Source organism: Frigoribacterium sp. Leaf164, from assembly GCF_001423665.1.
GTDB lineage: Bacteria > Actinomycetota > Actinomycetes > Actinomycetales > Microbacteriaceae > Frigoribacterium > Frigoribacterium endophyticum.
This window is the reverse complement of the sequence record NZ_LMOX01000001.1, coordinates 706,835-724,983: the sequence shown is the minus strand read 5'-3', so window position 1 is coordinate 724,983 and position 18,149 is coordinate 706,835. Positions and strand designations below refer to the sequence as shown.

At 73.9% G+C, this 18,149-nt stretch carries 17 protein-coding genes; 6 read left to right on the top strand and 11 right to left on the bottom strand.

What is annotated here, in order from left to right:
* Nucleotides 1–72: 72 nt before the first annotated feature.
* The 7 genes from ASF82_RS03270 to ASF82_RS03240 all read right to left on the bottom strand — a co-directional run bounded on the left by ASF82_RS03270 (nucleotide 73) and on the right by ASF82_RS03240 (nucleotide 6,371).
* The gene (locus ASF82_RS03270; protein WP_056053305.1) at nucleotides 73–1,419 is read right to left on the bottom strand and encodes an LCP family protein; all 1,347 of its coding nucleotides are present in this window, start codon (nucleotides 1,417–1,419) and stop codon (nucleotides 73–75) included.
* The gene (purE, locus tag ASF82_RS03265) at nucleotides 1,416–1,883 is read right to left on the bottom strand and encodes a 5-(carboxyamino)imidazole ribonucleotide mutase (RefSeq protein WP_056055736.1); all 468 of its coding nucleotides are present in this window, start codon (nucleotides 1,881–1,883) and stop codon (nucleotides 1,416–1,418) included. Before purE ends, ASF82_RS03270 begins: the two co-directional genes overlap by 4 nt.
* Nucleotides 1,884–1,981: 98 nt before the next feature.
* Nucleotides 1,982–3,118 (bottom strand): 5-(carboxyamino)imidazole ribonucleotide synthase, encoded by a 1,137-nt coding sequence (locus tag ASF82_RS03260; protein WP_056053300.1) that lies wholly within the window; start codon nucleotides 3,116–3,118, stop codon nucleotides 1,982–1,984.
* 105 nt (nucleotides 3,119–3,223) lie between these two features.
* The gene (locus tag ASF82_RS03255; RefSeq protein ID WP_056053296.1) at nucleotides 3,224–3,652 is read right to left on the bottom strand and encodes a hypothetical protein; all 429 of its coding nucleotides are present in this window, start codon (nucleotides 3,650–3,652) and stop codon (nucleotides 3,224–3,226) included.
* A 23-nt stretch (nucleotides 3,653–3,675) separates the two neighbouring features.
* Nucleotides 3,676–4,980, bottom strand: coding sequence for a UDP-glucose/GDP-mannose dehydrogenase family protein (locus ASF82_RS03250; protein WP_056055733.1), 1,305 nt, complete (start codon nucleotides 4,978–4,980; stop codon nucleotides 3,676–3,678).
* Nucleotides 4,981–5,041: 61 nt separating this feature from the next.
* Complete coding sequence (locus ASF82_RS03245) at nucleotides 5,042–5,602, bottom strand: PH domain-containing protein (RefSeq protein ID WP_082514274.1); 561 nt, start codon at nucleotides 5,600–5,602, stop codon at nucleotides 5,042–5,044.
* Nucleotides 5,595–6,371 (bottom strand): biotin--[acetyl-CoA-carboxylase] ligase, encoded by a 777-nt coding sequence (locus tag ASF82_RS03240; protein ID WP_056053293.1) that lies wholly within the window; start codon nucleotides 6,369–6,371, stop codon nucleotides 5,595–5,597. The genes ASF82_RS03245 and ASF82_RS03240 overlap by 8 nt, the downstream gene beginning before the upstream one ends.
* A gap of 92 nt (nucleotides 6,372–6,463) precedes the next feature.
* Here ASF82_RS03240 and ASF82_RS03235 point away from each other — a divergent pair, with 92 nt between their 5' ends.
* Nucleotides 6,464–8,101: an acyl-CoA carboxylase subunit beta gene (locus ASF82_RS03235; RefSeq protein ID WP_185231907.1), complete on the top strand. Its 1,638-nt coding sequence runs from the start codon at nucleotides 6,464–6,466 to the stop codon at nucleotides 8,099–8,101.
* Nucleotides 8,098–8,310, top strand: coding sequence for an acyl-CoA carboxylase subunit epsilon (locus tag ASF82_RS03230; protein ID WP_056053290.1), 213 nt, complete (start codon nucleotides 8,098–8,100; stop codon nucleotides 8,308–8,310). Before ASF82_RS03235 ends, ASF82_RS03230 begins: the two co-directional genes overlap by 4 nt.
* Before the next feature lie 386 nt (nucleotides 8,311–8,696).
* Here ASF82_RS03230 and ASF82_RS03225 read toward each other — a convergent pair whose 3' ends face one another.
* The 4 genes from ASF82_RS03225 to ASF82_RS03210 all read right to left on the bottom strand — a co-directional run bounded on the left by ASF82_RS03225 (nucleotide 8,697) and on the right by ASF82_RS03210 (nucleotide 13,034).
* Nucleotides 8,697–9,758: a hypothetical protein gene (locus tag ASF82_RS03225; protein WP_056053287.1), complete on the bottom strand. Its 1,062-nt coding sequence runs from the start codon at nucleotides 9,756–9,758 to the stop codon at nucleotides 8,697–8,699.
* The gene (locus tag ASF82_RS03220) at nucleotides 9,755–11,017 is read right to left on the bottom strand and encodes a sensor histidine kinase (protein ID WP_056053284.1); all 1,263 of its coding nucleotides are present in this window, start codon (nucleotides 11,015–11,017) and stop codon (nucleotides 9,755–9,757) included. The genes ASF82_RS03225 and ASF82_RS03220 overlap by 4 nt, the downstream gene beginning before the upstream one ends.
* Nucleotides 11,007–11,711, bottom strand: coding sequence for a response regulator transcription factor (locus ASF82_RS03215; RefSeq protein ID WP_056053280.1), 705 nt, complete (start codon nucleotides 11,709–11,711; stop codon nucleotides 11,007–11,009). The genes ASF82_RS03220 and ASF82_RS03215 overlap by 11 nt, the downstream gene beginning before the upstream one ends.
* 81 nt (nucleotides 11,712–11,792) lie before the next feature.
* Nucleotides 11,793–13,034 (bottom strand): class I SAM-dependent RNA methyltransferase, encoded by a 1,242-nt coding sequence (locus ASF82_RS03210; RefSeq protein WP_056053277.1) that lies wholly within the window; start codon nucleotides 13,032–13,034, stop codon nucleotides 11,793–11,795.
* Between the two features lie 26 nt (nucleotides 13,035–13,060).
* On the opposite strand from ASF82_RS03210, the gene ASF82_RS03205 reads away from it, so the two are divergent.
* From ASF82_RS03205 to ASF82_RS03190, 4 genes are all read left to right on the top strand, one after another.
* Nucleotides 13,061–13,750, top strand: a complete 690-nt coding sequence (locus tag ASF82_RS03205; protein WP_056053274.1) for a nucleoside triphosphate pyrophosphatase — start codon at nucleotides 13,061–13,063, stop codon at nucleotides 13,748–13,750.
* A gap of 79 nt (nucleotides 13,751–13,829) precedes the next feature.
* Complete coding sequence (locus ASF82_RS03200) at nucleotides 13,830–15,584, top strand: biotin carboxylase N-terminal domain-containing protein (protein WP_056053271.1); 1,755 nt, start codon at nucleotides 13,830–13,832, stop codon at nucleotides 15,582–15,584.
* A 51-nt stretch (nucleotides 15,585–15,635) separates the two neighbouring features.
* Complete coding sequence (locus ASF82_RS03195; protein WP_056053268.1) at nucleotides 15,636–16,469, top strand: purine-nucleoside phosphorylase; 834 nt, start codon at nucleotides 15,636–15,638, stop codon at nucleotides 16,467–16,469.
* Nucleotides 16,466–18,142 carry a phospho-sugar mutase gene (locus ASF82_RS03190; RefSeq protein WP_056053264.1) on the top strand — a complete coding sequence of 559 codons (1,677 nt, stop codon included), beginning with the start codon at nucleotides 16,466–16,468 and terminating at the stop codon, nucleotides 18,140–18,142. Before ASF82_RS03195 ends, ASF82_RS03190 begins: the two co-directional genes overlap by 4 nt.
* The last annotated feature ends 7 nt before the right edge of the window (nucleotides 18,143–18,149 follow it).

Sequence of the window (18,149 nt, the reverse complement as noted above, 5' to 3'; positions counted from 1 at the left end):
GGGCACGACGTCGTCCTGGGTCGGATGCGCCCGGCACAGGACGGACGGGCCCGTCGGCTCGGCTCGGCAGCCTCACTCCGCCGCGGCCGAGGTCGTCGCCGCGGCGACGTCGGCGTGGATGACGTCGAAGTCGGGGTAGACGTTCGAGTAGGTCGGCGGCACGATCTCCAGGTCGGTGATCTGCTGCTCCTTCGCCTGGAGGGCGAGCTCGACGAAGGCGCTGAGGGCGCCCTGCGGGATGTCGGTGTCGACGGTCTGGGCGCCGGCCGACGCGACCGACTGGAACTTGGCGAGGACGGTCGCGGGCTGGAACTGCGAGAGCAGGGCCTGCTGCACCTCGCGCTGACGAGCCATGCGGTGGTAGTCGTCCGAGCCGTGGCGCGCCCGTGCGTACCAGAGCGCGTGGTAGCCGTCGAGCACCTGCTCGCCCGGTTCGATCCACCCGTCGACGTTGATCGGGTTGCCCGCGCCGTCGACGCCGCCGTTGATCGGCAGGCGCCCCTCGGTGTTGTCGACCGTGATGCCGCCGAGGGCGTCGATCAGCTCGACGAAGCCCTGCATGTCGATCAGCACGTAGTACTGCAGCGTGAGCCCGGTGACTCCCGAGACGGCGTCCCGCATCGCCTCGATGCCGGGGTTGCTGCCCTTCGCCTCGGCCTCGGGGTAGAGCTCGGGGTGCTCCTCACCGTAGGTGTAGAGGTAGCTGACGAGGCAGTCGTCGCCGCAGGAGTAGCCGTCGGGGTACTGGCCCCAGAGCGGCGAGCCCTCCGAGAAGGGGGCGTTGTAGAGGTTGCGCGGGATGCCGATGATGGTCGTGGCGCCGGTCTCGGCGTCGATGCTCGCCACCGAGATGCTGTCGGGCCGGAGGCCCGTGCGGTCGGCCCCGGCGTCGCCGCCGAGCAGGAGGATGTTGTACCGCCCGTCGACCGGGTCGGCCGCCGCCAGGCGCGAGGTGAAGAGCGAGTCGAGGAGCCCGTGCTGCACCCCGGTGAGGTACGCGCCCCACGCCATCGGGCCGACCGTGCCGGCCATCAGCAGCACCATGACGCCGGCCAGGAACCCCCGCGCGGTCGGCACGGTGCGGATGATGCGGACGAGCCGCAGCGTGTCGATGGTCAGCACGGACCAGAGCACGGCGTAGTAGACGAGGAAGACCTGCACCACGGTCAGCGCGGCCACGTTCGTCGCCACGTCGAAGAGGGGCGTGCGCCAGAAGATCGCCAGCGCCGCCGTGACGAGGGCCGCGGACCAGAAGACCAGGGTGGAGGCGAGGCCCCAGCGGCCGAGTCGGCGGCTGCCCGCCAGCACCTGGGCCGAGCCGGGCACGACGACGTTCAGCAGCACCAGCGTCCAGGCCCGCTTCGTCATGAACGACGGCGAGCTCAGGTCGGGGTGCCGCACGGGCAGCTGAGCGCTCACAGCGACCGGTGGAGGGCGGCGTTCTTCTCCTCGACGAGCTCGCCCAGCCCTGTGGCGTAGTCGGCCAGCCGGGCCGAGAGCGCGGCGTCGGAGATGCCGAGGATGCGGGCGGCCAGGAGACCGGCGTTGGCCGCTCCCCCGATGGACACGGTCGCGACGGGGATGCCCGCCGGCATCTGCACGATGGACAGGAGCGAGTCGAGGCCGTCGAGCTTCGCCAGCGCGACCGGGACGCCGATCACGGGCAGGGTCGTCAGCGACGCGAGCATGCCGGGCAGGTGCGCCGCGCCTCCCGCCCCGGCGATGACGACCCGGATGCCGCGCCCTGCCGCCTGCTGGCCGAAGCGCATCATCTTCTCGGGCGTGCGGTGCGCCGACACGACCTCGACCTCGTGCGCCACGCCGAGCTCGCTGAGGATGTCCGAAGCGCTGCGGAGGGTGGGCCAGTCACTGTCGGACCCCATCACGATGGCGACCGACGGCGCGACGGCGGGGTCGTTCGGCCGCGTCGGGGTGGTCGGCTCGGAGGCGATCGGGTCAGGCACGAGGGAGAGGATAGCCGTCAGTCCTCGAAGAACCGAACAGCGGCGCGCGCTCGTGAACGGACGTCGGCGAGGTCGTCGCCCGTCGTCGTCACGTGCCCGACCTTGCGGCCGGGACGAGGCTCCTTGCCGTAGTCGTGCACCTTGGCGCCGGGCTGCGCGAGCATGATTGCGGGGAGCCTCTCGGCCATGGTGCCCTCGGCGGGGCCGCCGAGCACGTTCACCATGACGCTCCAGGGCCGGTGGGGAGCCGGGTCACCGAGCGGCAGGTCGAGCACGGCGCGGAGGTGCTGCTCGAACTGGCTCGTCACGGCTCCGTCGATGCTCCAGTGGCCGGTGTTGTGCGGCCGCATCGCGAGCTCGTTGACGAGGAGGCGCCCGTCGACGGTCTCGAACAGCTCGACCGCGAGCACCCCGGTCACGCCGAGGCTCTCGGCCACCCGGCGCGCGATGGCCTCCGCCTCCCGCTGGAGCACCGGCTCGGCGCCCGGGGCCGGAGCCGTCACCTCGGCGCAGACGCCGTCGCGCTGCACGGTCTCGACGAGGGACCAGGCCTCGACCTGTCCGCTCGTCCGGCGGGCGACCAGCTGCGCGAGCTCCCGGCGGAACTCGACCAGCTCCTCGACGAGGAGGGCGCCCCCGTCGCCCTGTTCCGCGACCACGGCGAACCAGTCGTCCGCCTCGTCGGCGCCCGAGACGACGCGGACGCCCTTGCCGTCGTAGCCGCCCCGGGGCGTCTTGACCACGGCGCGGCCCCCGTGCTCGCCGAGGAAGGCGGCCAGCTCGGCGGCGTCGTGCACGGCGGCCCAGGCGGGCACCGGCAGTCCGAGCGCCGTCAGCCGCTCGCGCATGACGAGCTTGTCCTGCGCGACGGCGAGCGCGCCCGGCGACGGGTGGACGGCCACGCCGGCCTCGACGAGGGCGTGCAGGACGCGCTGCGGCACGTGCTCGTGGTCGAACGTCACGACGTCGACGTCGCGCGCGAAGGCGAGCACGGTGTCGACGTCGTGGTAGTCGCCCACCGCGGTCGCGGCGAGGCGGGCGGAGCTGCCCTCCTGCTCGGCGAGCACGCGGATGTCGACGCCGAGGTGCACCGCGGGGGGCACCATCATCCGGGCGAGCTGCCCTCCGCCGATCACGCCGATGCGGAACGCCATGTGGTCTCCTCGAAGTCGCGCCGGGACGGCCTCCGCGTCGGGAGGGGCCGGCTGTCTCGTGCTCTCGGGCTCGGTCGAGCCCCGGACATCATCGTGGCAGACGGCCTAGCGGACGAGTGCGCCCGAGATCTCGGGGGCGGCCTGCGTACCGCCGAGCACGCAGCCGTAGGTGACGTTCGCCACGCCGACGTCACCGCCGGTGAACACGCCGGTGATGTCGATCGTCGTGCCGTCGCTGCCTGCCACGAGCGCCTGGGTGGTGCGCGGGTACCACGTGTAGCCCGCCTCGAGGTCGGTGCCGGCGTGCTCCACGCAGGCGGCGTAGCCCGTGTCGTCGGTCCAGGCGTCGGCGCCCGTCGTGGGCACCGGCGGCGCGCTCGTCGGCTCGGGAGCCGGCTCGACGGTCGACGGCGACGACGCCGGCGCCGACGTGGTGGGGCTGGGCTCCGCGTCACCGCCTCCGACACAGCCGGTCAGGGCGAGGAGGAGCCCGGAGGCGGCGACGAGGACGACGGGGCGGTGGAGGCGGACCATGGGCTCGATGCTAGGGGACCGGCTCAGGGTCGCCCGAGACCCCGCGCCTCGAACCCGGCGTGCCGCCAGGCGGGCAGCGCGAGCACGTTGCGGGCGTCGACGATGCGCCGGTGCGCCACGAGAGCGCCGACCACGGCCGGGTCGAGCTGACGGAACTGCTGCCACTCGGTGAGGAGCAGGACGACGTCGGCCCCGGCCAGCGCCTCCTCGAGGTCGGCGGCGTACGCGAGCTCGGGGGCGAGCTTCGCGGCCGTCCCCGCCGCCTGCGGGTCGTAGACGACGACCTGGGCACCGAGCCCGTGGAGGGCCCGTGCGACGTCGAGGGCGGGCGAGTCGCGGACGTCGTCGCTGTCGGGTTTGAACGCGACGCCGAGCACGGCGACCCGGGCCCCCTCGACCTCGCCGAGGAGCTCCACGGCGAGGTCGACGACGCGACGGCGCCGGCGCAGGTTCACGGCGTCGACGTCGGCGAGGAAGGCGAGCGACTCGAGGCCGAGCTCGTCGGCCCGGGCCTGGAACGCCCTGATGTCCTTCGGGAGGCACCCGCCGCCGAAGCCGAGGCCGGCGTTGAGGAACCGGCGACCGATGCGCGCGTCGTGCCCGATCGCGTCGGCCAGCTGGGTGACGTCGGCCCCCGTCGCCTCGGCGATCTCGGCCATGGCGTTGATGAACGAGATCTTGGTGGCCAGGAAGGCGTTGGCCGACACCTTCACCAGCTCGGCCGTCGCGTAGTCCGTCACGAGGCGCGGCATGCCGGCGGCCAGCGGGCCTGCGTAGACCTCGTCGAGCAGGGCGGTCGCCCGCTCGCCGCCCTCGCCGCCGGGCACGCCGTAGACGAAGCGGTCGGGCGAGAGGGTGTCGGCCACGGCGAAGCCCTCCCGGAGGAACTCCGGGTTCCAGGCGAGGTCCGCCCCCGAGGAGGCGCGCACCAGGTCGCCGAGACGGGCTGCGGTGCCCACGGGGACGGTCGACTTGCCGACCACGAGGTCGCCGTCGGAGAGGTGCGGCAGCAGGCCGCCCACGGCCGCGTCGACGTAGCGGAGGTCGGCGGCGTGGCTGCCGGCGGTCTGGGGCGTGCCCACGGCCACGAAGTGGACCCGGGCCCCCGCCGTCTCGGCCATGTCGGTCGTGAAGCGCAGCCGACCGCTCGCGACCCCCCGGGCCAGGACCTCCGGCAGCCCCGGCTCGAAGAACGGGGCCCGACCGGCGGCGAGCTCGGCGACCTTGCTCTCGTCGACGTCGACCCCGACGACGTCGTGCCCGAGCTCGGCCATGCAGGCCGCGTGGACCGCACCGAGATAACCGCAACCGATCACAGAGATTCGCATCGACATACCTTATTCCAGTTCGGGCTCGGACGCCAGTCGGCGGGGTGGGCGACGTCGGCGCTCAGCGGCCGGGCCGCTCGGTCCAGCCGCGATCGTCGCCCCCGGGCTCCGGCCGCTCGACCGGACGCCGCCGCGCGAGCGGCTCGGACGCCGCCTCCATGAGGTCGTGCAGCGTGGCCTGGACCAGGTCCGCCGACGGCACGTCCCAGAGCACGACCGGCCGGTCGAGGCCCGTGCCGACGAGCACGTCGCCGCTGCGGAACAGGCTCTGCGCGGCGTTCCGACGCACGGTCAGGTCGTAGCCCCGGCTGTGCAGCAGCTCCTGTCGGGTGCGCACGAAGAAGCCGCGTCGGACGATGAGGCGCCGCGTGGTGATCACGGTGTGGCGACCCAGCCAGACGAGCAGCGGGACCGCCCAGAGCAGCAGGGCGAGGAGCGCCGCCGCTCCGAGCACGGCCCACGTCTGCCACCCGGCCTCGACGAGGCCGCTCAGCCACCCGGCGCCGGCGCAGATCGCGATGAGGGCCACCGAGGGCCAGAACAGGACCCGAGCGTGGGGGCGCAGCCGGGCGACCACGACCTCGGGCGGCTGCTGGTCGGCCGTTCCCACCGCGTCACCCATGGCGGACGTGGGTGACGTCGCCCGAGGCCACCGACCGCTCGGCGCCCGACGGCGTGCGGACGACGAGACGGCCGCCCTCGTCGACGGCGACGGCGAGGCCCGCGAGCAGCTCCCCCGAGGGCAGCTCCACCCGCACCTCGCGGCCGAGCGAGCTGCACTCGGCGGCCACGCGGGCGTGCAGGCCGGAGGAGACGGCGTCGCCCCCGGCGGCGGCGAGCGCGTCGAACCCGGTGAGCACCTCGTCGAGCCAGCCGGCCACGACCAGGTCGGCCAGCGACTCCGCGGAGCCCTCGGCCCCCTCGAGCCGGAGCGACGTGGAGGAGTCGGTGGGCAGCTCGTCGCGGGGCGTCGTGAGGTTGACGCCTGCGCCGACCACCACGGCCGACGCGCCGGGGCGCAGCTCGGCGAGGACTCCGCACACCTTGGCCCCGCCGACCTGCACGTCGTTCGGCCACTTGAGCCCGACGCGGTCGGGGCCCACCAGCGACGCGACGGCGGCGCGCATCGCGAGGCCCGCCAGCAGGGGCACCCAGCCCAGCGCGTCGACCGGCAGGGAGCCGCGTTCGAGGAGGACGCTGACGGCCACGGTGCGGCCCGGCCGGGCGACCCACCGCCGGTCGAGCCGGCCGCGGCCGGCCGTCTGCGAGAGCGTGGCGAGGACGGCGCCGTGCGGGGCCGAGGCGTCGGCCAGCAGGTCGGCGTTGGTCGAGCCCGTCTCGGCGACGTGGACGAGGCGGGGCGAGCGGGCGGAGGCGAGCGGGAACGTCACGCGGTCAGCCTAGGCGTGTGAGGAGTCCCACAGCGCGGGAGCCGATGGACGTGCGACGAGCTCCAACGGCCGGGGAGCGCCCCCTGGGTAGAGTGAGGCGCGTGACTTCCGACACCACCCGCCCCGAGGCCGACGGCCCGGCGGCCCCCCAGCCCGACCTGCGGACGACGGCGGGCAAGCTCGCCGACCTGAAGAACCGGTACCACGAGGCCGTGACGGCGAGCGGCGAGGCCGCCGTCGCCAAGCAGCACGCCAAGGGCAAGATGACCGCCCGCGAGCGCATCGACGGGCTGCTCGACCCCGGGTCGTTCGTCGAGCTCGACGAGTTCGTCCGCCACCGCACCCACGCCTTCGGCATGGAGGCCAAGCGCCCCTACGGCGACGCCGTCGTCACCGGCACGGGCACCATCCACGGCCGCCAGGTGGCGGTCTACTCGCAGGACTTCACGATCTTCGGCGGCTCGCTGGGCGAGGTCGCGGGCGAGAAGATCATCAAGGTCATGCAGCTGGCGTTGAAGACGGGCGTGCCGATCATCGGCATCCTCGACAGCGGCGGAGCGCGCATCCAGGAGGGCGTCGTCGCCCTCGGCAAGTACGGCGAGATCTTCCGGCTGAACACCGCCGCCTCGGGCGTCATCCCGCAGATCTCGCTCATCATGGGCCCGGCCGCGGGAGGCGCGGTGTACTCGCCCGCGCTGACGGACTTCGTCATCATGGTCGACAAGACGAGCCACATGTTCGTCACCGGCCCCGACGTGATCAAGACCGTCACGGGCGAGGACGTCGGCTTCGAGGAGCTCGGCGGAGCGCTGACCCACAACAAGGTCAGCGGGGTGTCGCACTACCTCGCGAGCGACGAGGACGACGCCCTCGACTACGCCCGGTCGCTGCTCTCCTACCTGCCCGACAACAACCTCTCGGAGCCGCACGTCTTCGACCGGCCGGTCGAGCTCGAGACGACGGACGCCGACCGCACGCTGAACACGCTGATCCCGGACAGCCCCAACCAGCCCTACGACGTCACGACGGTGATCGAGCACGTGGTCGACGACGGCGAGTTCCTCGAGGTCCAGCCCCTCTTCGCCCCCAACATCGTCATCGGCTTCGGCCGCGTCGAGGGCCGCTCGGTCGGCGTCATCGCCAACCAGCCCTCGGCCATGGCCGGCACGCTCAACATCGAGGCCGGCGAGAAGGCGAGCCGGTTCGTCCGCTTCTGCGACGCCTTCGGCATCCCCATCCTCACGCTCGTCGACGTCCCCGGCTACCTGCCGGGCACCGACCAGGAGTGGACGGGCGTCATCCGGCGCGGGGCCAAGCTCCTCTACGCGTACGCCGAGGCCACCGTGCCGCTGGTCACCGTCATCACGCGGAAGGCCTACGGCGGGGCCTACATCGTCATGGGCTCCAAGCAGCTCGGGGCCGACATCAACCTCGCCTGGCCGACCGCCGAGATCGCCGTCATGGGCGGCCAGGGCGCCGTCAACATCCTCTACCGGGGCGAGATCAAGGCCGCCGAGGCCGCCGGCGAGGACGTCGCCGCGGTGCGGGCCCGGCTGGCGAGCGAGTACACCTACAACGTCGCCAGCCCGTTCCTGGCCGCCGAGCGCGGCGAGCTCGACGGCGTCATCGAGCCGGCGGCCACCCGGGTCTCGGTCATCAAGGCGCTCCGCGCACTGCGGACCAAGCGGGCCGAGCTGCCTCCCAAGAAGCACGGGAACATCCCGCTGTGAACGACGTCCTCCGCGTCGTGGCGGGCTCGCCGACCCCGGAAGAGCTCGCTGCCGTCACGGCCGTCCTCGCCGCCGTCGAGGCCGAGACCCGGAGCCGGCGCGACACCGAGGCCGTGCCGGCGAGCCCCTCGGAGTGGTCGTCGCGGGCCCGGGTCGTCCGAGGCCCGCTCCCTCACGGCCCGGGCGCCTGGCGCAGCCCGGTCCGCTGACCCCGCGGGGCCCCGCCGACGTACCCCGCCCTGTCCCCCGGTCGAGTCGGTCCCGCGGGGCCGGCCAGGGCGAGATCCGCGCGGTCAGTGCTCCCGAACGGGGGTAGACCGACCTATCGTCCCCTCGGTGTCCCCCTAAATGACGACTGTGGACACCCTGGGTCGACCGGCATAGTCATCAGTGCTAGGTGTCTCTCTCTGAGTAGCACCGCCGATCGAGGGCCGACTAGGGTAAGCGGGTTCCTCGACCGGGGGCGGGTCAGGGCGGTATTCGGGTTACCGCCCTGACCCAGTGACGTTCCCCAGGAGGGCCGGACTCATCGTCCGGCCCTCCTTCGTCGTCCGGGGGCCCCCAGCCTGCTCCGGGCACGACCGGGGCGTGGCCGCTACGGAGCCGCCTGCTCCGGCACCGAGCGCGGGATCTGCAGCCAGAGCTGGACCTCGTCGCCGTCGTCGTCCTCGTCGGCCTCCGCCGCGACTCCTCGACCGAGGGCGCTGGAGCTGAGGTCGGCCGAGCCGAGGCCCACGACCGTCACCGCGTCGTCGCCTCCGCCGGAGGCCGTCCGGATGATGATGCGGTCGGCGGACGAACCGTGCAGCGCCTCGGCGAGGGCCTGGTGGATGCGTCGCAGCTCCCGGGCATCGAGGTCGTCGATGCCGCCCTCGTCGAGCAGGCTGACGACGGCGCCCCGGCGTCGGGCGGCCATGACCTCTCGCCGGACGTCGTCGTCGAGGAGGCGGCGGCCGCGGATCTCGTCGCGGATCGCGCCCTCGAGGTGGAGGCACTCCTGCCGCTGCTCGGGCGTGAGGTCGCCGCCCTGGGCCACGATCTCCTGCAGCATCGGCCGTGCGGTGCGGCTGGTCTGCAGGAGGCGGTACTGGCGTTCGTTGACGTGCGCCTCCTGGGCGGCCTGCCAGTCGGCCGCCTCGTGCTCGGCGAGGATGAACTCGCGCGTCTCCCGGCCGGCGCGGGTCAGGGTGGCCGTCATCGCGTGCGCGAAGGCGACCCACGAGACACTGCCGACGACCCCGAGGTCGGCGACGGCGCCGAGCCCGCCCCAGGTCACGCCGTGGACGGCCATGAAGCCGACCCCGAGCCAGGCGAACCCCTGGCGGCGACGGGTGGCGACGATGACCATCAGCGTGCCGATCGCCGCGACGTACCAGGTCGCGTAGCCGTTCTTCTGCGACGGGTCGAGCTGCGACGTCACGAGGAGCGGCATGACGACGCTGACGGCCAGCGCGAACGCGGCGAGCCAGACGGGCATGCGCGCGCGGCCCGAGGGCCAGAGCACCATGACCGTCACGACGACGTAGACGACCATGCACGCCACGACGGGCCACGGGTCGTCGAAGCGGTCGAGGCTGACGGCGGCGAGGACGAGGTGGTAGCCGGAGAAGACGGCGGCCAGCAGGACGATCAGCCAGCGCGGGACGCTGACCCTCACGACGCGGCCTCCTCGCGGGCGGCGTCGGCGGGGCCGACGACGTCGCCGCTCGGCCAGGCGAGGCGCACGACGGTGCCCTCGCCGGGGCGCGAGTCGATGCAGGCGAGCCCGCCCGCGTTGGCGAGCCGTTCGACGATGGAGACCCGGACGCCGAGGCGCCCCTCCGGCACGTGCCCGGGGTCGAACCCCCGGCCGGTGTCGCCGACCTCGACGAGCGCTCCGCCGGTCTCGGTCCACTCGACCGTCACCCACCGTCGGACGTCGTCGCCGCCGGCGTGCTGGCAGCTGTTGACGACGGCCTGGACGGCCGCGCTGTAGAGCGCCTCGGCCGCCGGCGAGGGGATGCCGTGGCCGTCGATGCCGCGCGTGCTGACCTCCACGTCGGCGCCCATCTCGCTCGTGACGACGACCAGCCGGTCGCGCATGGAGCCGAGGGTCGTCGCCGACTCGTCGAAGGGCGTCTGGCTGGCGGCGCTGGAGAGGTGCGCCACCGCGTTCCGGGCCATCGAGGTCGCGAGGACCTTCTCCTCCGCGCTGTAGGCCCGCGCCGCCTGGATGAAGGTCGTCAGGACGCTGTCGTGGACGATCGCGTCGACCTCGACGCGCTCGAGCTCGGTCGCGTGCTCGCGGATCGCGTTCGAGTACCGCGCCACCGCGGTCGCCTGGGCCGCGTCGACGTTGGCGCTGGCCTGCCGCAGGATCAGGACGAGGATGAGGACGGCGCCGCCGAGCAGCACGGCGTAGACGGAGTCGAGGGCGGCGCGGGAGACCGTCGCCCCGCCCCCCGAGGGCGTCAGCCGGATGAGCCCGTAGACCAGCGGGGCGACGAAGAGGTAGCCGGTCGCGATCCAGGCCGAGAAGGCGAAGGCGGCCGCCGCGGTGGCCACCGTGCAGAGGTACCAGAGCCAGGGCACGGAGGGCTGCACGACGCTCGGGTCCTGGACGGCCAGCGGCCAGGTGATGAGGGCGATGAGGTAGGCGACCGCGACGAAGGCGCTGGCCGTCTCGACGCCGCGGACGAGGAGGCTCGCCACCCCGATGGCGACGAAGCCGCCGAACATGGCCAGGCCGATGATCCAGGCCCACGCCACCTGCATGCTGCCGATCTGGGCGAGCATGCTCGGGAAGGCCTGCAGCCCGAAGATCAGGCCCGCGAGCGCGATGACCCGGCCGAGGACCTTGTCGAAGAGGGCCTGGCTGATCGGGTTGCGCGAGGCGCGGGGCGGGGCGGGAGCGGTGAGCGCCCGCTCAGCGGCCATCGCCGCCGTCCGCGTCGAGGCCCGGCAGGATGCCGTCCTCGACGGCGCGACGCAGCAGGTCGACCTTGGTGGGTGCCGGGCGGCCGACCTCGACGTACTTCACGCGGATGCGGTCGAGGTACTCGCGGGCCGTCGAGTAGCCGATGCCGAGCTGCTGGGCGGCGAGCTTGAGCGGGAGGCCCGAGGCGTAGAGGTGGAGGATCTCGCGCTCGCGCCGACCGAGCTGGGCCTTCGCGAAGTCGCGGTCGGCGTCGATCGCGCTCGCCCACTCGAGGTTGTTCAGCACGTCGCCGCGGGCGACCGTGGCGACGGCGGCCATCACGGTCTTCGTCGCCGACGACTTGGGGATGACGCCGGCCGCGCCCGCCGCGAGCGCCTCGCGCACGCTGGCGACCCGGTCGGCGATGCTGTGGACCAGGACGGCCGAGCCGGTGGCCTGGACGCGCTTGACGTTCTCGGTGACGGTCGAGCCGTCGCCGAGGGAGAGGTCGAGCACGACCACGTCGACCTCGCGGCCGGCGAGCGCCTCGACGAGCTCCTGCACCCCCGCGGCGGTGAGCACGACGTCGAAGCCCTCGTTCTGGCACGCGGCCTGGATGCCGAGGCGCACCGATTCGTGGTCGTCGACGATGGCGACCCTCACGGGCGGAGCGGGCGGGGGCGAGACCGGAGCGTCGGTCGTGGCGTCAGTCACGGTGGGTCCTTCTGTCGGCGTGCGGCCGGTCCCTGATCCCGGCCGTGCACGACGCCATCGTATCCGCCCGGGGCGGCCGCGTCAGCGTCGGCGCAGCTGCACGACGGTCTCGACGTGGTGCGTGTTCGGGAAGAGGTCGAAGGCGCGGAGACGGACGGCGTCGTAGCCCGCGTCGCGGAACAGGGCGACGTCGCGGGCGAGGGCGACCGGGTCGCAGGCGACGTAGACGACCTGGGCCGGCGACAGCACGCCGAGGGCGGCCACGACCTCCTTGCCGGCGCCCGAGCGCGGCGGGTCGAGCACGACGGTCGCGGCCCGCGCGCGGTCGCGCTCGGCGGCGGTCGCGCGGTCGGCGCGCTGGCGGACCCAGCGCTCGACGCGGCCCGTCTCGGCCGAGGCGCCGAGCCACTCGGCGAGGTTCTCGGAGGCGTGCTCGGTGGCTCGCTCGTCGCTCTCGACGCTCGTCACGCGGACGGAGGGGCCGAAGGCGTCGCCGAGCGCAGCCGCCAGCAGGCCCACGCCGCCGTAGAGGTCGAGGTTGTCGGCGCGCGGGTCGAAGAGGTCGACGTCGACCATCTGCTGCACGGCGGCCGTCAGGGTCGCCGCGGCCTCGCGGTGCACCTGCCAGAAGCCGCGGTCGTCGAGGCGGAAGCTGCGGTCGCCGACCGTCTCGGTGATGGTGGTGGGCGCCTGGCGCCCGATGACGAGGCGCGCTCCCCCGACGCTCGGCGCGAGGACGTCGACGTGCTCCTCGCCGGCGAAGGCCTCGCCGAGCGGGGCCGCGGCGGCGACCTCGTCGGTGGCGAGCGGCAGGTCGCGGACGGGCACGACGCGGTGCGAGCGCGCCGCGTACTGGCCGGGTCGGCCGTCGGCGTCGAGGTGCAGGCGGACCCGCGTGCGCCAGCCCGTCCCCCGGCGCTCGTCGTCGCCCGGCAGGGCCTCGACCGTGACGGTCGCCTCGGCCTCGGGGACGCCACCGGTGCGCACGAGCGCGTCGCGCAGCACCTGCGACTTGAGCTCGCGCTGGTGGGCGAGGTCGACGTGGCCGAACTCGGCGCCGCCGGCCCGGTCGACCGGGTCGACCTCGAGGGCGGCGGCCGACCACACGTGCGGGCGCCGGTGCTCGCTGGCCTCGACCACCGACACGGTGTCGGCGCGCCAGAACGACTTCTTCTTGTCGTCGGTGACGCGGGCGACCACCCTCTCGCCCGGCAGGGTGTCGCTGACGAACACCACGCGCCCGTCGAGGCGGGCCACCGAGATGCCCCCGTGTGCGATGCCCGTCACGTCCAGTTCGACCTCGCGGCCCAGCATGTCTCCCATGCGTCGAGTCTGACAGGCTGGCGGGCATGACCGTCGCGCTCTACCTGGCCAGCACCTCCCCCGCCCGCCTCGCCCTCCTCCGGGCCGCGGGCGTCGAGCCCGTCCTGATCAGCCCCGGCGTCGACGAGGACGCCGCGGTCGCGCGGGCCGAGGAGGAGGCGGGGCGACGCCTGACGGCCTCCGAGACCGTGTCGCTCCTGGCCAGGGCCAAGGCCGAGGCCGTGCTCGACGTGACCGTCGACGGCCGCCCGCTCGACGGCCTCGTCCTGGGCGGCGACAGCGCCTTCGAGTTCGACGGCGAGGTGCACGGGAAGCCGCACCTGCCGCGGCTCGCGCTCGACCGCTGGCGCCGCATGGCCGAGGTCGGGCACGGCACGCTCTGGTCGGGCCACTGGTTGATCGACCACCGCGGAGGCGCGCCCCGGGCGACGGAGCAGCACCCGTCCGGAGGCGCGGGAGCCGTCGCCTCCGCCGACCTCACCTTCGCCGACGACCTCGACCCGGCCGAGCTCGACGCCTACGTGGCCACCGGGGAGCCCCTCGAGGTGGCCGGCGCCTTCACCATCGACGGCCGGGCCTCCGCCTTCATCAGCCACATCGAGGGCACCCCGAGCGCCGTCGTGGGGCTCTCCGTGCCGGTGCTCCGCTCGCTCGTGCGAGGCTTCGGCGTCGGCTGGCAGGAGCTCTGGACCTCTCCGACCGGGGCGTCCTCGTAGGAAGCATCACGCGCCTCCCGCGTGTTCTTGTGCACGTCAGCCAAAGAAAAGGGTCGACCGCGCAATAGGGTGAGGAACTATGCCTCGTATCAGCAAGGTCCTCATCGCCAACCGTGGAGAGATCGCCGTCCGCGTGATCCGGGCCGCCCGCGACAGCGGCATCGGCTCCGTCGCCGTCTACGCCGACCAGGACCGCGACGCCCAGCACGCCCGCCTCGCCGACGAGGCCTACGCGCTCGAGGGCACGACGAGCGCCGAGACGTACCTCGTCATCGACAAGATCCTCTCCGTCGCCCGCCGCTCGGGCGCGGACGCGGTGCACCCGGGCTACGGGTTCCTCGCCGAGAACGCCGACTTCGCGCGCGCCGTCACGGCCGCCGGGCTCGTCTGGATCGGGCCCTCGCCCGAGGCCATCGAGCAGCTGGGCGACAAGGTCAGCGCCCGCCACATCGCCGAGCGCGTCGGCGCCCCGCTCGCCCCCGGCACGCTCAACCCGGTCTCCGGGGCCGATGAGGTGCTCGAGTTCGTCGACCAGCACGGCCTCCCCGTCGCCATCAAGGCGGCGTTCGGCGGCGGCGGCCGCGGCCTCAAGGTCGCCCGCACCCGCGAGGAGGTCCCCGAGCTCTTCGAGTCGGCGACGCGCGAGGCCGTCGCCGCGTTCGGCCGCGGCGAGTGCTTCGTCGAGAAGTACCTCGACCAGCCCCGGCACGTCGAGACCCAGTGCCTCGCCGACCAGCACGGCAACGTCGTGGTCGTCTCCACGCGCGACTGCTCGCTGCAGCGCCGTCACCAGAAGCTCGTCGAGGAGGCGCCCGCGCCGTTCCTGACGGAGGCCCAGGTGGAGGCCCTCTACAGCGCGTCGAAGGCCATCCTCCGCGAGGTCGGGTACGTCGGCGCCGGCACCTGCGAGTTCCTCGTCGGGAAGGACGGCACCGTCTCCTTCCTCGAGGTGAACACGCGCCTCCAGGTCGAGCACCCGGTCTCGGAGGAGGTCACCGGCATCGACCTCGTGCGCGAGCAGTTCCGCCTCGCCGAGGGCGGCGCGCTCGAGTACGGCGACCCCGTCGCCCGCGGGCACTCGTTCGAGTTCCGCATCAACGGCGAGGACGCCGGGCGGGGCTTCATGCCCGCCCCCGGCCCCGTCCACGTGTTCTCCGCCCCGACCGGCCCCGGCGTCCGCGTCGACAGCGGCGTGCAGGCGGGCGACGAGATCAGCGGGTCGTTCGACTCCCTGCTGGCCAAGCTGATCGTCACCGGGGCCACCCGCGAGGAGGCCCTCGAGCGCTCGCGCCGGGCCCTCGACGAGTTCACGGTCGCCGGCCTCCCCACCGTCCTGCCGTTCCACCGCGCCATCGTGCGCGACCCCGCCTTCGCCCCGGCCGACGGGGCGCCCTTCTCGATCTACACCCGGTGGATCGAGACCGAGTTCGAGAACGACATCCCCGCCTGGAGCGGCGAGGCCGAGGCGCCGCGCGCGCTCGACGAGCGCACGACCGTCGTGGTCGAGGTCGGCGGCAAGCGCGTCGAGGTCTCGCTGCCGGCCGGTCTGGGGGCCCGCACCGCGCCTCCCGCCGCCGCTCCCCGCCGGCGCTCCGGCGGGTCGACCGTCGTCACCGCGACGGGCTCGCAGGTGACGTCGCCCATGCAGGCCACCGTCGTCAAGCTCGCCGTCGAGGAGGGCCAGTCGGTCGTCAAGGGCGATCTCGTGCTCGTGCTCGAGGCGATGAAGATGGAGCAGCCGGTCGCGGCCCACCGCGACGGCGTCGTCTCGGGCATCTCGGCCACGGTCGGCCAGACGGTGTCGTCGGGGCACGTGCTGCTCAGCATCGACTGACGCCCGCGGCGGCGCCCGCCGGCCCGGGGAGCAGACCCTAGAGTGGAGCGCATGTCCGAGACACCCACGCACCCCCTCGACGACCCCGCTGCCGACCCGTTCGAGGTCGCCCGCACCGCCGCTGCCGACATCGCCCGGGCCACCGGCGTCGAGCGCCACGACATCGCCCTCACGCTGGGCAGCGGCTGGGCCGCGGCGGCCGACCTGATCGGCGAGACCGTCGCCGAGGTGCCCGCCACCGAGATCACCGGCTTCAGCGCCTCCGCGGTCGTCGGCCACACCGGCTCGATCCGCAGCATCCTGCTTCCCAGCGGCAAGCACGCCCTCGTCATCGGCGCCCGCACGCACTACTACGAGGGCCACGGCGTCCGCCGTGTCGTGCACAGCGTCCGCACCGCGGCCGCCACCGGCGCGACCACGATGATCCTCACCAACGGCGCGGGCGGCATCAAGGAGACCTGGAAGCCGGGCAGCCCCGTGCTGATCAGCGACCACATCAACCTGACCGCCGACTCCCCCCTCGAGGGCGCGACCTTCATCGACCTCACCGACCTCTACTCGGCGCGGCTCCGCGAGCTCGCCAAGGGCATCGACCCCTCGCTCGACGAGGGCGTCTACACGCAGTTCCGCGGGCCGCACTACGAGACCCCCGCCGAGGTGCAGATGGCGAAGGCCATGGGCGGCCACATCGTCGGCATGTCGACGGCCCTCGAGGCCATCGCCGCCCGCCAGGCCGGCATGGAGATCCTCGGCATGTCGCTCATCACCAACCTCGCCGCCGGCATCCAGAAGGAGCCGCTGTCGCACCAGGAGGTGCTGCAGGCCGGCCGTGACGCCGAGGCCGCCATCAGCGACCTGCTCTCCCGCATCGTGGCGGCCCTGTGAGCGGCGACGCGACCACGGACCTCCTCGCCGACGCGCAGGCCTGGCTCGACCAGGACCCTGACGAGGTCACCCGCGCCGAGCTCGCCGCGCTGCTGACGGCGGCGCGGTCGGGCGACGCCGCGGCGACCGCCGAGCTGCGCGACCGCTTCGACGGCCGCCTGCAGTTCGGCACGGCGGGCCTCCGCGGCGCCCTCGGAGCCGGCCCGAACCGCATGAACCGCGTGCTCGTGGCCCAGGCGGCAGCGGGCTTCGCGGCCTTCCTGGTCGGCCGTGAGGCCACGCCGTCGATCGTCATCGGCTACGACGGCCGGACCAACAGCGACGTCTTCGCCCGCGACACGGCGGAGATCATGGCCGCGGCGGGCGTCTCCGCCACGCTGCTGCCCCGGGCGCTGCCCACCCCCGTGCTCGCCTTCGCCGTGCGCCACCTCGACGTCAGCGCCGGGGTCATGGTGACCGCGAGCCACAACCCCGCCGCCGACAACGGCTACAAGGTGTACCTCGGCGGCCTCGACGCCGGGTCGCAGATCGTGTCGCCGGTCGACACGGAGATCGCCGCCCTGATCGAGGAGGCCGCGCGCCGGCCGGTGTCGGAGATCCCCCGCTCCGACGACCACCGGGAAGCCGGCGACGACCTCGTCGGCGAGTACGTGGCGCGCACCGCGGCCCTCGCCGGCACCGCCGCGTCGGGCTCGCAGCCCCGCGTCGTCTACACGGCCATGCACGGCGTCGGGTGGGAGGTCGCCCGTCGCGTCTTCGCGACGGCCGGCTTCACCGAGCCCGTGCCCGTCGCCGAGCAGTCGGCGCCCGACCCCGCCTTCCCCACGGTCGCCTTCCCGAACCCCGAGGAGCCCGGGGCGCTCGACCTGGCCTTCGCCACCGCCGACCGCGTCTCCGCCGACCTCGTCATCGCCAACGACCCGGACGCGGACCGCCTCGCGGTCGCCGTGCCGGGCCCCGAGGGGTGGCGGCGCCTGACCGGCAACGAGGTCGGGGCCCTGCTGGGGTGGCGTGCCGCCGAGCGCGCCCGCCGGGACGACGTCGACGGGACCCTCGCGGCGAGCATCGTCTCGTCGCCGGCCCTCCGGGAGGTCGCCCGCCGCTACGACCTCGACTACCGCGACACCCTCACCGGCTTCAAGTGGGTCTCCCGCGTCGGCGGCCTGCTGTACGGCTACGAGGAGGCCCTCGGCTACCTGGTCGACCCCGCGAAGGTCCGTGACAAGGACGGCATCTCCGCCGCCGTCGAGATCCTGGCCCTGGCCACCGAGCTGCACGGCCGGGGCTCGAGCATCGCCGAGCACCTGCGCGACTTCGACGCCGAGTTCGGCGCCTACGCCTCCTCGCAGATCTCGCTGCGCGTCGACGACCTGGAGCGGATCACGGAGCTGACCACGCGACTCCGCCAGTCGCCGCCCCGCCAGGTCGGCACGCGACGGGTCGACCACGTCGACGACTTCGTGGACGGCTTCGGGGAGTTCCCCGCGGGCGACGTCCTCCGCTTCTGGTTCACCGACGGCTCGAGGGTCATCGTGCGCCCGAGCGGCACGGAGCCGAAGCTCAAGGTCTACATCGACGCGTCGAGCACCGACGGAGACGCCCTGGCTCGCCGGGCCGCCGCCGAGGCGGCCGTGGCCGACCTCGACGCGGGCATGCGGGCGTTGCTGGCCTAGTCCGCCG

Excerpts from the sequence above, each read along its gene's own strand:
- purE (WP_056055736.1), bottom strand. The coding sequence starts at position 1,883 with ATGGGGTCCGACAGTGACTGGCCCACCCTCCGCAGCGCTTCGGACATC.
- ASF82_RS03260 (WP_056053300.1), bottom strand. The coding sequence starts at position 3,118 with ATGGCGTTCCGCATCGGCGTGATCGGCGGAGGGCAGCTCGCCCGGATG.
- ASF82_RS03255 (WP_056053296.1), bottom strand. The coding sequence starts at position 3,652 with ATGGTCCGCCTCCACCGCCCCGTCGTCCTCGTCGCCGCCTCCGGGCTC.
- ASF82_RS03250 (WP_056055733.1), bottom strand. The coding sequence starts at position 4,980 with ATGCGAATCTCTGTGATCGGTTGCGGTTATCTCGGTGCGGTCCACGCG.
- ASF82_RS03245 (WP_082514274.1), bottom strand. The coding sequence starts at position 5,602 with ATGGGTGACGCGGTGGGAACGGCCGACCAGCAGCCGCCCGAGGTCGTG.
- ASF82_RS03220 (WP_056053284.1), bottom strand. The coding sequence starts at position 11,017 with ATGGCCGCTGAGCGGGCGCTCACCGCTCCCGCCCCGCCCCGCGCCTCG.
- ASF82_RS03210 (WP_056053277.1), bottom strand. The coding sequence starts at position 13,034 with ATGGGAGACATGCTGGGCCGCGAGGTCGAACTGGACGTGACGGGCATC.
- ASF82_RS03205 (WP_056053274.1), top strand. The coding sequence starts at position 13,061 with ATGACCGTCGCGCTCTACCTGGCCAGCACCTCCCCCGCCCGCCTCGCC.
- ASF82_RS03200 (WP_056053271.1), top strand. The coding sequence starts at position 13,830 with ATGCCTCGTATCAGCAAGGTCCTCATCGCCAACCGTGGAGAGATCGCC.
- ASF82_RS03195 (WP_056053268.1), top strand. The coding sequence starts at position 15,636 with ATGTCCGAGACACCCACGCACCCCCTCGACGACCCCGCTGCCGACCCG.